The 13,642-nt window shown below is 42.1% G+C and carries 12 protein-coding genes; all 12 read right to left on the bottom strand.

The annotated features are described in order from the left end of the window. Nucleotides 1–15: 15 nt before the first annotated feature. The 12 genes from G9Q97_RS09580 to G9Q97_RS09525 all read right to left on the bottom strand — a co-directional run bounded on the left by G9Q97_RS09580 (nucleotide 16) and on the right by G9Q97_RS09525 (nucleotide 13,623). The gene (locus G9Q97_RS09580; RefSeq protein ID WP_166146166.1) at nucleotides 16–2,418 is read right to left on the bottom strand and encodes a TonB-dependent receptor; all 2,403 of its coding nucleotides are present in this window, start codon (nucleotides 2,416–2,418) and stop codon (nucleotides 16–18) included. A 70-nt stretch (nucleotides 2,419–2,488) separates the two neighbouring features. Continuing rightward, nucleotides 2,489–3,196: a fatty acid desaturase gene (locus G9Q97_RS09575; protein ID WP_166146506.1), complete on the bottom strand. Its 708-nt coding sequence runs from the start codon at nucleotides 3,194–3,196 to the stop codon at nucleotides 2,489–2,491. Nucleotides 3,197–3,230: 34 nt separating this feature from the next. Continuing rightward, a complete protein-coding gene (locus G9Q97_RS09570; RefSeq protein WP_166146163.1) occupies nucleotides 3,231–4,076 on the bottom strand; it encodes a 4-hydroxy-3-methylbut-2-enyl diphosphate reductase in 846 nt (281 codons plus the stop codon). Between the two features lie 3 nt (nucleotides 4,077–4,079). Next, a complete protein-coding gene (locus G9Q97_RS09565) occupies nucleotides 4,080–4,793 on the bottom strand; it encodes a lycopene cyclase domain-containing protein (RefSeq protein ID WP_166146160.1) in 714 nt (237 codons plus the stop codon). Continuing rightward, nucleotides 4,794–5,639, bottom strand: coding sequence for a phytoene/squalene synthase family protein (locus G9Q97_RS09560; RefSeq protein WP_166146157.1), 846 nt, complete (start codon nucleotides 5,637–5,639; stop codon nucleotides 4,794–4,796). 25 nt (nucleotides 5,640–5,664) lie between these two features. Continuing rightward, on the bottom strand, nucleotides 5,665–7,149 hold the full coding sequence (locus tag G9Q97_RS09555; RefSeq protein WP_166146154.1) for a phytoene desaturase family protein: 1,485 nt from the start codon (nucleotides 7,147–7,149) through the stop codon (nucleotides 5,665–5,667). A 3-nt stretch (nucleotides 7,150–7,152) separates the two neighbouring features. Next, complete coding sequence (locus tag G9Q97_RS09550) at nucleotides 7,153–7,665, bottom strand: RNA polymerase sigma factor (RefSeq protein ID WP_166146151.1); 513 nt, start codon at nucleotides 7,663–7,665, stop codon at nucleotides 7,153–7,155. A gap of 218 nt (nucleotides 7,666–7,883) precedes the next feature. Continuing rightward, on the bottom strand, nucleotides 7,884–8,957 hold the full coding sequence (locus G9Q97_RS09545) for a dipeptidase (RefSeq protein ID WP_166146148.1): 1,074 nt from the start codon (nucleotides 8,955–8,957) through the stop codon (nucleotides 7,884–7,886). Nucleotides 8,958–8,985: 28 nt separating this feature from the next. Then, nucleotides 8,986–10,098 (bottom strand): D-TA family PLP-dependent enzyme, encoded by a 1,113-nt coding sequence (locus G9Q97_RS09540; RefSeq protein WP_166146145.1) that lies wholly within the window; start codon nucleotides 10,096–10,098, stop codon nucleotides 8,986–8,988. A 5-nt stretch (nucleotides 10,099–10,103) separates the two neighbouring features. Beyond that, nucleotides 10,104–10,568: a RidA family protein gene (locus tag G9Q97_RS09535; protein WP_166146142.1), complete on the bottom strand. Its 465-nt coding sequence runs from the start codon at nucleotides 10,566–10,568 to the stop codon at nucleotides 10,104–10,106. 21 nt (nucleotides 10,569–10,589) lie between these two features. After that, nucleotides 10,590–11,912, bottom strand: a complete 1,323-nt coding sequence (locus G9Q97_RS09530) for a GntT/GntP/DsdX family permease (protein ID WP_166146504.1) — start codon at nucleotides 11,910–11,912, stop codon at nucleotides 10,590–10,592. Between the two features lie 88 nt (nucleotides 11,913–12,000). Further along, a complete protein-coding gene (locus G9Q97_RS09525) occupies nucleotides 12,001–13,623 on the bottom strand; it encodes a T9SS type A sorting domain-containing protein (protein ID WP_166146139.1) in 1,623 nt (540 codons plus the stop codon). Between the last annotated feature and the right edge of the window lie 19 nt (nucleotides 13,624–13,642).

The raw sequence follows: 13,642 nt of genomic DNA, 5'->3' as shown, positions 1-13,642 counted from the left end.
TACTACATTGTAGGTTTAAAATTCCACAATCAGACCAATTGTTGGTAAAACTGTACCGGCCGGATTAGGAACTTCGCGCAAAAGGTAGCGACTCGGATCTTCCGGGTCTACCACCAATTCATCCTGGTCATTCCGCTGCGGCACCAGATCAGCCTGCTGTTCGGCTTGAAAATTATAGGCATTCTGTATATCAAAATACCAATTTAAACTCCATTTATCAAAAAAGTACTTTTTGTCTACCCGAAGATCCAACTGGTGAAAACTTTTGAGTCGCTCGGCATTGATACGGGTAAAATCAAATCGTCCTCTATTAAATAAATCCCAATTGCTTCTCAAAGAAGAAGCCTGAAAATCATAAGGGGTATAAGGTGTGCCTCCCAAAAATCTCCATCTACCACCAATTTCCCAATCCTTGGGCAATCGCTTTCCTGCCGTAAGGCTTACTATAAACCTGTTATCCCAGGAAGATGGCAGATAACCTGTATTTGGATTGGTAAACTCACTCCTCACCAAAGTCAGCGCAGCAATGCCATAAAAATCATTAAACAGCCGTTGTTGGGCCAATAATTCCAAACCATAAGCCCTACCCTCTGCATCAGAATTCACCGGTTCATTTCCGATTACGCCAAAATCCGCACCCAAATTTGACAATGCTATCCCGTTCCTGATGGAACTGGGATAATTACCATATTTTTTATAAAAAACTTCCGCAGAGACTTTTCTGTTTTTTGCAGGAAACTGCCATTCAAAACCTGAAATTAAATGGGTAGCCCGGATAAAGCGAACATCATTTTCCTGATTGATGAAAGCCCCTTCATTATTTTGAAAACCCAGGACGGTATAGGGGGGTTTTTGGTAGTAAATACCCGCATTGGCGTTCCAGAAAAGGTTTTCGTTCAGTTGATAATTGGTAGAAAACCTGGGGCTTAGTTGGTTCAAAGGATTACTGGCTGTTTTCCCAAAATCGCTTCCGTCCATGCGCAGACCCGCATTGACCAACAATCGGTCATCCAAATATTTTTTACTTGCCATGGCAAATGCCCCATAACTATTGAAAAGCGAAATGGATGAAATATTTAATTCCTGTCCGTCATCAACCAAAACCTGCCGGTCAAAATTTTCTATCAGGTATCGGCTAAACTCATAATTCACGCCATATTGAAAAGTTAAACCATCTTTAAAAATACTGTTTTCGGCACGGAATTTATTCTCACTTTCCTGAGAGAGGTAGTCAAACAACAGGTTTTCTTCCCGGGAATCATCATTTTGGGAGTACTTATAGGACCTGTTATTTAACATATTCCTGCTTAGTACAAATGTCCAGAATCCGTTGTCCCGAAACCGCTTTAATTTCACTCCGGTGGCATAATTCCATTGGGTGGAAATGGGGAGATTATCCAAAAGGTAAAGCCTGTTTTCCCTTTCGGTTGTATTTTCCTCATCCGGTACATCAAAATTCAGTGAGAACTGATCAATCGCTCCCACTCCGAGAACTGTCAGCTCTGTCTTATCATTGATCTTTGTTTTGGTTTTGAAAGTAAAGTCATTAAAAGTGGGTAAAAAAGGAAGCCCCAGCAGCCGAAAAAGACCCTGTAAATAAGACCTCCTGGCAGAAAAAATATAAGTAGTATGCTCTCCTATCGGACCTTCATTGGATAGGGTCAATTCGCTGGCTCCCACCGTAACCTGGGTAAACATCTTATCTCGCCGACCATCTTTTAATTGAAATTCAAAAAAGGAACTCAGGGAATTCATCCTGTTAGCGGGAAAGCCACCGCTGATCACCTCTACATTTTTTATCAGGTTTACATTCAAAATACCCACAGGCCCCCCTGAGGAGCCTTGAGTAGCAAAGTGATTGATGACTGGCACCTCGATTTCATCGATAAAAAATTTGTTCTCGCTGGGAGCCCCTCCTCTGATGATGATATCATTTCTAAAACTGGCAGTACTTGCTACTCCGGGTAATGACTGAATCACCCTACTGATATCCCTATTCCCACCCGGATAGCGTTCTATCTCATTCGCATTTAGTTTCCTTGCAGACAATGGCGTTTCCTCTGACCTGGAAAATTCAGAATCGACAACCACCTCTTCCAGATTGGAGGCATCTTCTTCAAGTTCAAAATCCAACTGCACAGGCCTGGCCCTACCTACTTGGACCTCGTAAAAAGTTTTTGATTTAAATCCTACAAAAGATGCCTTGACATTATAAAGACCAGGCTCGATTCCAGTAATGGAGTAATTACCTTCCTCATCGGAAACCGCCCCCGTTTCCAGTCCCTGTACGATCACATTGGCAAAGGGAATGGGGTTGTTGTTAATAGGGTTGGTGATTTTTCCCTGAATAACTCCGTCCTGGGCCTGTGCCCAGTGGATCCCAAAAAATAAGACCAGCAACAATAAATAATTTCTCATGAAATAGTATTTTTATTAAGCATAATCAAAATGAAGCAAAAATGTTTGTCAATAAACGGTAATTTTATCGCTATAAATTCCTTTTTGTTCTCCACAGTCTCCACCAGGGAGTATTTGGCGCTTCATGGTGCTCAAAGTGATAACCAAAAAAATAACAGGACAAAAAAGCCCAAACATGGTTTGTTGTCATTGTGCCTGAATGATGTTTGTTATCGTGAGTTCCCTTGTGTGGCAGATAAGTGCCAAAATAAAATAGCTGCAAGGTAGAGAGTACTGCTGGTACCATCCAGAATAAGACCAAATTCGAAACGGGAAAAAATAATTTAAGCAGATTATACGTACCTGCCATTAAGAGGATTTGCCAGATGTTAACATAATTAGAAATAAAACTGAAATACCAGGGCAGAAACCGGTTTGAGGCATGGAAGTCCGGGTCTTCATCCGTGGCCACATGCCTGTGGTGTTTGTGGTGGTTGGGAAATAACCTCCAATAGAAATTGTAAGAAAACAAAATGGCAGCCAACCAGCCAATGGCATGATTCAATTTTCTGTTGGTGGAAACCACTCCATGCATGGCATCATGGGCAGTGATGAACAAGCCGGTGTACAGGTGGGTTTGCAGTAATACACCTAAATAAACTACAGGATTTTTAAAATCAACAGGGAAATAAAGTAAAAAAACAAGAGAAGAAACCCATAACAAAATTATAGCCGTGGCTATAAGCAATCCTTTCGGATCAATATTATTTCCTAACCTTTGTTTTTGGTAAACATCCATCATTGATAAGGAACAAATTAGAAATTTAAATCATTCAAAAATCTCTTAACCTGTCCTGCACTCTTTCCATTAACCACATAGGGGTGGAGGTCGCTCCGCAAATACCTACACTCTGTCCCTCGGAAAACCAGTCCGGATTAACTTCCTCCGGACTGGATACGAAATAAGTTTGAGGATTTTTTTCTTTACATACATTGAACAGGACCTTACCATTGGAGGATTTAGTACCACTTACAAAAATTATATGGTCAAATTTAGAGGCAAATTCCCTTAATTCCTTGTCCCGATTTGAGACCTGCCTACAAATCGTATCGTTGGAATTTACGGTAATGCCGTTTTCCTTTAGGATTTCATTAATCTCATAAAACTTGTCCGTACTTTTCGTAGTTTGGCTGTAAAGCGTAATGTTTTTGGGGAGGGAGGGAATATCCAGTTCACTAATATCCTGGAAAACTATCGCTTTATTTCTGGTTTGCCCCATTAAACCAATGACTTCGGCATGGCCATGTTTGCCGTAGATGTAAATGTTTTCTTCTTTATCGTAAGAATTTTTTATTCTATTCTGCAATTTTAATACTACCGGACAGCTTGCATCTACCAGTGTGAGATTATTTTTTATTGCCAATTCATAGGTGGAAGGTGGCTCTCCATGGGCCCTGATTAGAACTTTCTCGTTATTAAGCGTCTTGAGTGATTCATGGTCAATGATGATCAGTCCTTTTTGTGTCAGTCTTTTTACCTCTTCATCATTGTGCACAATATCCCCCAGACAATACAAGTGACCTTCGTCGTCTAAAATCTCCTCGGCCATTTCTATGGCATAAACCACGCCAAAACAGAAACCGGAATGTTGGTCAATATGTACATCCAAATTTAACATAAACTATAAACCAGGCTTTTGATCAAATGTTTTCCGATTGAGTAACTTTTCATAAATACTGATATTCAATAGCAACATTCCCAACAGATAAACACTATCCTCTATAGGGACAGTTCCTAGCCTGATGCCTAAATTCTCCTCATTATTATATCCTACAATCGGTTCATCCAACCAGGATCCGGTAAGAACTCCATTCACCAGCATGAATGGTATCAATGTAATCAGATATCCGAACAGAAATCTCCCCAGCAGCTTATCTTTAAAGATAAGAAAATGAATCAATAGAATCAGGGATGTGAAAATAAAATTGAAGGCAGTGTACAATTTATCCCAGGATATCAAGCCCAGAATAAGCAGTGCCGGTACAAGTATGTAAACCATGGGCCTCCCCAATGGTTGCAACCAGTCTTTGGGAAAGAAATAAATCAATACTTCGTAAATGAAAATGCAGGCAAACGGGACTATAAAGAAAAAAGAAATCTCTTCAACAGGTAAATCAAAAAGATAAATGCCTAAAATATAACGCTCATTGAACCACCAAACCCCCTGCACTGTAAACCAGTGGTCCCAAACAATATAAACCAATGCGGTAAAGAGAGTAGCAGGCCACAGAGCAGGCCATTTTTTATAGTATTTGATTCTGTGTTCAAAGGATTGACTCAGCGGATACAAAATGGTGAAAACCATTAATCCCAAATAGTAATATTCCTCTTTCATTTATCCTAACCCTGTTTTGTAACCCAAATAGGTGCCTGCAAGAAGCATCATTTTCCTGGAATTTGGAATTCTAATGCGCTTTTGAGTGATGATTTCAGGTGAAAGGTTTTTGATTTTCTGAAATAACTTCCGGTAATACAGGTAAGCAATTTTGACTCCAAACATGGCTCCTTTGGGCAATTGCCGTATACCTATCAGTGCCTCTTCAAAATCCTGCTCAATATCCGCTTCGATCTCGGATTTTATGGTCTGGTCGAATGTCCTGAAATCCACACCAGGAAAATAAACCCTGCCCCTGTCTTCATAATCGCTTTTCAAGTCTCTTAAGAAATTAACTTTTTGAAAAGCAGAACCAAGTTTGCAAGCTGCATGCTTTAGTCTATCGTATTCCTTTTCATCTCCTTCACAAAAAACCTTTAGACACATCAAACCCACCACCTCTGCACTGCCGTAAATATACTCCTTGTACCTGGAGTCGTTATACGTGGTAAAGTCGAGGTCCATCTCCATACTTTTCAAAAATGCGGCAATCAAAGCACGTTCAATATGATATCGATTGACGATAAGCTGAAAGGCATGGAGTACGGGATTCAAACTTATTCCTTCTTCTATGGCTTTGTAGGTGTCTTGGGTAAAAGCTTTCAGTAATCCCTGCTTGTCTTTGTCATGAAATGTATCAACAATTTCATCTGCATAGCGCACAAAACCATAAATGGCATAAATAGGCATGTGAAACTTTTGATGCAAGGTCCTTATTCCCAGGGTAAAGGAAGTACTATACCTTTGGGTTATTATTTTGCTACATTCCAGCGCAGTGTCATCAAAAAGTTTTTGTTGATCAATCATAACATGCTCAATTTATGGAAATTATTTAGATTTTTTTTATGGACTTCATGACTTCATTGGCTACTACCTCCCCTGATATCAAGGAGGGGGGTACACCAGGGCCAGGGACAGTCAGCTGCCCTGTGTAAAATAAATTTTTAAGCTTTTTATTTTTTAAAGAGGGCTTTAAAATTGCCGTCTGCATGAGGGTGTTGGCCAAACCATAGGCATTCCCTTTAAATGCATGGTAGTCTTTCTTAAAATCGCTATGCGCATAAGATTTTTTGTAGACAATATGGTCTCTGACAGACTGCTCAGTGAGTTTTTCCAACCTGTCCATTACCTTGTCAAAATAGTGCTCTCTTATCGAGGCTTCATCTTCCAGTCCGGGTGCCAGAGGGATCAGGATAAAAAGGTTTTCCATTCCTTCAGGAGCAACTGCAGGATCTGTCTGAGAGGGTGCTGAAACGTAAAACAAAGGTTTTTCCGGCCATTTGGGATTTCTGTAGATGGCATCGGCGTGAGGCCCCAAAGGTTCATCAAAGAAGAGATTATGGTGGCGAAGATTTTTCAACTTTTTATTGATACCCAGATAAAAAAGCAATGATGAGGGAGCCAAAGTTTGTTTGTCCCAATAATCATCGGAGTAATTACTGTATTTAGGTGGCAAAAGGCTTTTATCGACATGTTGGTAGTCTGCGCCGGCAATTAAAAAATCAAAGTTAATGATCTCACCATTGGATAATACTAGATACTTTGCTTCTCTCTCACTGCCAACAATCTGACTTACTTCTGCATTGGTGCGTATTTGAACTCCCTTTTCCTCGGCTAAGGACACCATTCCTTCAATAATTTTATGCATGCCACCCATTGGATACCAGGTTCCTAAAGCTATGTCCGCATAATTCATGAGGCTGTATAAAGCCGGAATCCTTTGAGCTGTTTCTCCAAGGAACAACACCGGAAACTCCATTAACCTGATGATTTTATCATGGGAAAAATATTTTCTGATATGCCTGGACATGGATTGGAAAATATCCATTTTGAAAAGATCCTTTAACAAAGAGAAATCTGCAAATTCCATCAATGAAAGACTGGGGCGATGCACCAAATCATGGATTCCCTTCTGGTATTTATAAGCTGCCTGATTTAAAAAATCATCCAGCCGCTTACCAGATCCCGGCTCCAGGCCTTCAAACAATTTTTTCAATTCATCAAGATTGGCCGGAATATCCATGAAGTCGTCTTTACCAAAAATCACGGCATAAGAGGGGTCTAGCCTTATAAGGTCATAATAGTCGCTGGTCTTTTTGCCAAATTTATTGAAATACCTGTCAAATACATCCGGCATCCAATACCAACTAGGCCCCATATCAAAAGTAAAACCCTCGGCCTCGAACATTCTCGCCCTTCCACCAAGGGTGTTGTTTTTTTCCAATAACAGTACTTCCTGGCCTTCAGCTGCCAGGTGAGTGGCTGTAGATAATCCGGCAAAACCCGAACCAATAACTACAACTTTGCGATGTATCATTTTTTAATTTTTGGTAATGTACACCTGAAGTTCGTCTTTTAATAGTTTACGTGCAATATGAATTCTGTTTTTTACCGTTCCTATCGGAATATCCAATTTCTCAGCGATCTCATGATATTTAAAACCCTTATAATGCATCATAAATGGTGTTTTATACACACTATCCAGATTATCTATGGCTCTTGTGATGTCTTTCATGGCAAATTCACCAAACGCATCATTTTCAATGACTACTGATCCCGAATTGATAAAGTGTAAATTATCGGAAGTATCTACAAAAGTACCCCTGCGCACCATCCGTTGATAATTGGTAATAAAGGTATTTTTCATGATGGTATACAACCATGCTTTAAGATTGGTGCCTTCTGCAAACTTGTCTTTGTTTGTAAAAGCCTTGACCATGGTATCTTGTAAAAGATCATTGGCATCATCCATGTCTCTGGTTAATTTCAAGGCAAAAGGCTTCAAAGTTTTACTTAACTTATTTAAGGAATAGCTAAATTCAAGTGTCGTCATGGTTTGTGTTTTTTGTTTAATCAAAGCTAATATTTGTTAAACAATAAAACAAACATTTTGTGTAGTTTTTTTATTTTTTTATTAAACAATAAAGCTCTACAACTGAGACTGAACACTAAAAAACCCCTTTTAAATGTTTTAAAAGGGGTTTTTTGCTTGTTATGACTTTCTCTCTATTTATATTTTTTGTTTAATTTTAATTCCATTTTGTTAACAAACTATGCTGACCAGGCCTTTCTGAGGAATCTTAGCCAGTTACCATGCATCACCAAACGAATATCTTCTTCGTTATAGCCCCGTTTTTCAAGCATTCCCGGAATGCGGCCTATATCCGCAATGGTTTCCAGATCGTAGGGACTTTGCTCCCTGCCATAGGCTCCATCCAGGTCCGTACCAATGCCAATATGCCTGGCATTACCGGCAATTTGACAAATATGGTCCATATGGTCGATTACCTTTTCCAGATCGCAATTCATTTCTCTGGGCATGGATACACCTTTTATCCAATTGGGTACCATCATCCAGGCATCTAAAGCACCTCCAATCACCGCACCCCTATTGATCAATTCCTTCAATTGCTCATCGCTAAATTGCCTGTTGTGATTAACCAGGGCCCTGCAATTATTGTGACTCGCCCAAACGGGCCCATTAAAATGATCCAATGCTTCCCAAAAACTTTCATCACACAAATGGGTAGCGTCTAATATAATATTCAAGCGTTCCATTTCCTTTAGCAAGTCCCTCCCTTTAGGCCCCAGAGGCCCGGAGGCATCTGTACCCTGGGCATACCTGCCGGGACCATAATGCGCAGGCCCCAGGGCTCTCAAACCTTTTTCATAGGATTTTTCCAGGTAGCTCACATTGATGATGGAATCAGCCCCTTCTAAAGATAGCATGTAGCCAATGGGCTTTTTTTCCTGAGACTCCCCATTTTGCCAAAGACTTATGTGAGCCTCCAGGCTTTCCCTATCCCTGATCTGAACCATCTCCCCCTTTTCTTGCATGGCTTCATACCAGGCCAATTGCCCCTGCGTCTGGGCCCATGCCTGCTCCGGACTATGCCATCCTGGTAAAGGATTGCCGGGAGCCACATACCGGGCAATTTGGGTAGCCACTACCATCCCAATGCTTGCCTCCCTCAAAGCAGGCAATGAAACCGTGGCATTTCCCCTGTCAGGTTTATCTGTTAATCCTTTCTCCCTGGCATTGATTTCCCTGACAGAAAGCGTCAAATCCCTGTTCCACTCCAGCGCATTCATACTGAGGTCAAGGTGGGCATCTATTGTAAACATGAATCGTTTCTTTACTTGATTGAAAACATTAAATTGAAATTTTCCGGTCCCGGGAAATGGTCTTCCACCTGCCCACTACATCACCATCCCGGATAACCACAGCTTCCTGATGCAAGGCGACTGTGGGACAGATGTGATAAGGAACACCATAAAATACATCCCCAATCTGATAATCATGCTCCGGAGAAGCCTGTAAAACAAGGTGCTCCTCACTTTGGCTCACCGCTGTCAGATCATTGGCATTGATAAATCGGATCCTTTTATCCAGCGGGTTTTCAGAAGCGATGGCCTTATGCCCAAGATCCACGCAGATCAGGTTTTCAGCCGGAAAAGAAACCACCCTGCTGATCAGAAGAGCCGCAAACAAAAAGTCCTGTTCCGGAAGGGTTGCCGCATAGCCATCGTCCCAGTAAATGAAGGTTCCCGGACCACAGGTCACCCTTTCTCTTTTCGCATGTATAGGAAAAGTAGTGGTACCCCCTGCAATGATTTCCAATGAAAGACCATGATCTTCCTCCAAACGCTTCCGCATAGAGGATATGGGTTCAAAACCTGCATCGCATTCCTTTTTTCGAATATCGAATACGGGATTTCTCAAATGCCCGTCATAAAGGTGAAATCCTGTAATGCGCAAACCTTTCAGGAGCCTAATGGCCTTAAAAAGCATTTCCGCCTTTTCACCCGGACTTACCCCGGTTCGGTTAGTTCCCACATTCAGGTCAATGTAAACCGACACTTCCAGCCCCTTTTCCCGGGCTTTTAAATCGATTGCCTTAGCTGCCTGTTCATTGTCTGTCAAACAATGGAATTGGATATCCGGATGACTTTTTACCAGATTTAAAAACCTGTCAATTTTTGGCCCTACTGGCTGATAGGCCAATAGTATATCCCGGGCACCTGCCAGGGTTAACATCTCAATTTCCGCTATTGTAGCTCCTTTGAAGGCTTTTATTCCAGCCTCCATCATCATCCGGCAGGCTTCTATGGATTTATTTGTTTTTACATGTGGCCTCAAGCGATCGGGAGAACCTACCACATCAATGGCTCTTTGTATATTCTCCCGGGCCCTGTCCTGATATACCAAAAGGGCCGGACTATCAATGTTTTCAGGATGATTGAGTGCGTACCATTTTTCGCTCATGGGATTTATTGATTTAATTCAAAGGTAGCTTCAATTTCAACCGCAATATTTCCTGGCAGGGAACCAAAACCCACAGCACTCCTGGATCCAATGCCATTTTCCTCGCCCCAGATATCCCTGAAAAGTTCCGAACAGCCATTGATGACGTAAGGATGCTCCTCAAAATCCAAGCTACTGTTGACCATTCCCAATACCTTGATTACCCGCTTTACTTTATTGATACTACCCAGCTGGGCCTGCAGGGTAGACAGCATGGTCAGTGCCACCTGTCTGGCTGCGTCCTTACCCTGATCCTTATCCAGGTCTATTCCTACCTTTCCTTTGATAAGGCTACCGTCTTCACGAACAGGCCCATGTCCTGAAAGGTAGAGTAAATTACCAGTAATGATTACAGGCCGGTAAACGCCCCCGGGAGGCGGAGCAGGCGGTAAAACCAATCCCATTTCTTTTAACTTTCCTTCTGCTGACATATCTTAAATCTTTTATGAAAATTATGAAACAAACAAATCTATTATCAAAACTCCTGCTAATCCCAGCATGGAAACAATTGTTTCCAACAAAGTCCAGGATAAAAAAGTCTGCTTGATACTCAAATTAAAATATTCCTTGACCAACCAAAAACCTCCATCATTTACATGGGAGAATATCAGGCTTCCACTTCCAATGGCCAATACCATTAACTCAGGATCTGACTGCCCGGAAGTAACCAGAGGGGCGATTATGCCGGCAGCTGTCAATGCAGCCACCGTGGCCGATCCAACAGATACCCGGATAACCGCAGCAATCAACCAACCCAGCAATAAAGGATTTACGGGTAAAACTTCCAGGGAAGTTCCTATCTGACTGCTTACCCCGCTATCCACCAAAATTTCCTTATACGCTCCGGCTCCGGCAATGATCAACAGGATCAACGCAATATCCTTCACGGCTCCAGAATACCCCTCCATGATTTTGGTGATCTTAACTCCCTTAATTACCCCCAGGCTAAAAGTGGCCCAGATTAGGGAAACCAACATAACCACATTCGGATTACCAACAAATACCATAAAACCGAAACCCCAGCTTTCTTCGGCAACGTTTAATTTAACCAGAGATAAAGTAATGAGCAAAAATACGGGAAGCAAAGCCGTGAAAAGACTGTTTAACAAACCCGGCAGTTCTTCAACCGGCTTGGGTTTGGCACTAAAAACTTCCAGAGGCTTCACCTTCATGGTTTGAAAATAAGGCCATTTTCCCAAAAGCGGACCCGCTAAAATCACCATGGGTATTGCCAGGATAAAACCATAAATCAGTGTGGTTCCCATATCTGCGTTAAACTGTGCCACTAAAGCAACCGGTCCCGGATGAGGTGGTAATAAACCATGGGTTACAGAAAGAGCCGCCAACATGGGAATGCCTATTGCCATGGCCGGAATTTTATATTGGTAGGAGACAGAGAAAACAAGAGGTACGAGTAATACAAAACCCACATTGAAAAACAAGGGTATACCAACAATAAAAGCGGTTAAAGCTATGGCCCAGTGTACCCTCCGCTCGCCGAATTGATTCATGAGAAAAAGGGCTATCCGTTGGGCAGCCCCGCTGTCAGCCACAATTTTACCCAACATGGCCCCTAAAGTAATGACGATTACCAGGGCCCCCATCAGGTCCCCTATGCCGTCTTGAATGGAAGTGGCTATGGTTTCCATGGGAATTCCCAAAAATAATCCGGCAATGATGGAAGTAATCAAAAAGGCGATAAAAGGCTCCACCTTAATCCAAACGATCATCAAAACCAGCAATAGAATACTGAGGGCAACAAATATAAAAGTCATCATGAATTCAAAATGAATCCAAAAATTACAGCATATTCCGCTAAATGCCTATTTGGTCTTGAAAAACCTGGGAATTAATTTAAATCAATTATGATTTTACCCACCTTAACATGCTTACTTCTTTCTCAGACCTGAGTACCAGAATATAAAATCCGGATGGCATACTTCCCAATTGTAAGCGAAATTGTCGGGAAATGATTTGTCCCGTTCCTTCCCTGGCAAAAAGTACATGGCCCAAATGATTTTGAATACTCATGCTCACCTTTCTGTGCTGTAACCCGGAATCAAATTCCACATTCACAGGACCATTGTAATGGGGATTGGGATACACATGAAATTGTCGGGCTTTGCCCGCTTTCTGCCCCAGCCTAAATACTGAGGTACTGGATTTTTTACCATCCAAATCAACTTGTACGATTTTGTAGTACAGATTACCCGAAGGATATAGGCGGGTATCTTTAAAAGTATATTGAAGGGGTGCTGTACTTTCTCCTATTGCTCCAACTTCACCAACCATTTCAAAACCTGCCAAAGGGTTACTTGATCTCCAAACCTGATATTCCTTGTTATTTTCCTCCCTGGAAGTTTTCCAGACAACCAAATTCCCATCCTCAACTTCGGTGGCCATAAAGTCCAACCAGACCACTGGCAACGCTGACATGACTTCTATGGTAACTGTGCCCGAATCACAATTGGTATCATTCCCGATTTCGCAAATACTATAAGAGATAATATAAGTTCCTGCCGGCGCATCAGGATCCACATCCACAAATCCATCTGCTCTCAATACTACAAAATCTCCAGGCACCCCGGTGTTGGTATGTACACTGACATTGGATACAGTGGCCTGCTGTTCCATCAATTCATCATTTTGCAATACATTGACTACAGCTGTATCCCCCGGGAAAACCGGCTCAACCTCATCGGGATGGACTTGTATGGAATTTCGGAAAAAGACAATTTTTCCATCTGCTCCGTCTATGTTGATCACTCTGAATCCAAAAATGGACTGGTTGGTGTCAAAAAGTTCAGGTGAAATAACCACCAGGTGCTGTGGTTGTCCCGGATAGTTGCCTTGATTGACCACCTGGGTATTCCATTCATAGCCCCTAAGCTCTAGCGTCTCGGCCCCCGGGATAGGTTCTCCGTTTTCATCCAAGGCCTGAAAATTGAATTTGGAATTGCCATCTCTTTCCGAAACCACCAGGTACCCTGATTTGGGAACCTGCTCCGGATACACGATATCCATGAAAGTTTCGCCAGATGGAATGGATCCTCCACCAATATCCCAGTAAGATCTCAGATCCGGTGTCGAAACCACCTCTTCTATGGCGGATGGAAAGTCTGTACTTCTGTGACTTATTGTGGCTCCATCGTATTTTGCCACGCCGACTACATCTACCGCTATGGAATTGCTGCCAATATAGGGGTGTAAATTCCTGACCTCCGGGGTCCTGGTGGTAGCAAAAATCTCGGTGCCATTTTGCAGCAAAATCGTCTCAATGATTACCGGATCTGTGTTGGGTGCAGGATTGTTCCGGGAGGCGGGATCTGTGGTTTGCACATGCAGGCTGCCGGATACACGGAGGCGAACTTCTTCAATGGCAATATTATTTTGAGTCCCGGTAATCTGTACCTGGGCACTCAGGGAAAAGGCACCTAGAAAGAACATCGGAAATAGCAATAACCGGAAAAATTTCCACCTGGTCATTATTTGTCTTGGTACATAC

The organism is Cyclobacterium plantarum, from assembly GCF_011290685.1.
Taxonomy (GTDB): domain Bacteria; phylum Bacteroidota; class Bacteroidia; order Cytophagales; family Cyclobacteriaceae; genus Cyclobacterium; species Cyclobacterium plantarum.
Note: the sequence above shows the minus strand (reverse complement) of the source record. Positions and strands in the feature narration are given on the sequence as shown.

Coding starts and splice junctions, on each gene's coding strand:
- G9Q97_RS09580 (WP_166146166.1), bottom strand. CDS start 2,418: ATGAGAAATTATTTATTGTTGCTGGTCTTATTTTTTGGGATCCACTGG.
- G9Q97_RS09575 (WP_166146506.1), bottom strand. CDS start 3,196: ATGGATGTTTACCAAAAACAAAGGTTAGGAAATAATATTGATCCGAAA.
- G9Q97_RS09570 (WP_166146163.1), bottom strand. CDS start 4,076: ATGTTAAATTTGGATGTACATATTGACCAACATTCCGGTTTCTGTTTT.
- G9Q97_RS09565 (WP_166146160.1), bottom strand. CDS start 4,793: ATGAAAGAGGAATATTACTATTTGGGATTAATGGTTTTCACCATTTTG.
- G9Q97_RS09560 (WP_166146157.1), bottom strand. CDS start 5,639: ATGATTGATCAACAAAAACTTTTTGATGACACTGCGCTGGAATGTAGC.
- G9Q97_RS09555 (WP_166146154.1), bottom strand. CDS start 7,149: ATGATACATCGCAAAGTTGTAGTTATTGGTTCGGGTTTTGCCGGATTA.
- G9Q97_RS09550 (WP_166146151.1), bottom strand. CDS start 7,665: ATGACGACACTTGAATTTAGCTATTCCTTAAATAAGTTAAGTAAAACT.
- G9Q97_RS09545 (WP_166146148.1), bottom strand. CDS start 8,957: ATGTTTACAATAGATGCCCACCTTGACCTCAGTATGAATGCGCTGGAG.
- G9Q97_RS09540 (WP_166146145.1), bottom strand. CDS start 10,098: ATGAGCGAAAAATGGTACGCACTCAATCATCCTGAAAACATTGATAGT.
- G9Q97_RS09535 (WP_166146142.1), bottom strand. CDS start 10,568: ATGTCAGCAGAAGGAAAGTTAAAAGAAATGGGATTGGTTTTACCGCCT.
- G9Q97_RS09530 (WP_166146504.1), bottom strand. CDS start 11,912: ATGACTTTTATATTTGTTGCCCTCAGTATTCTATTGCTGGTTTTGATG.
- G9Q97_RS09525 (WP_166146139.1), bottom strand. CDS start 13,623: ATGACCAGGTGGAAATTTTTCCGGTTATTGCTATTTCCGATGTTCTTT.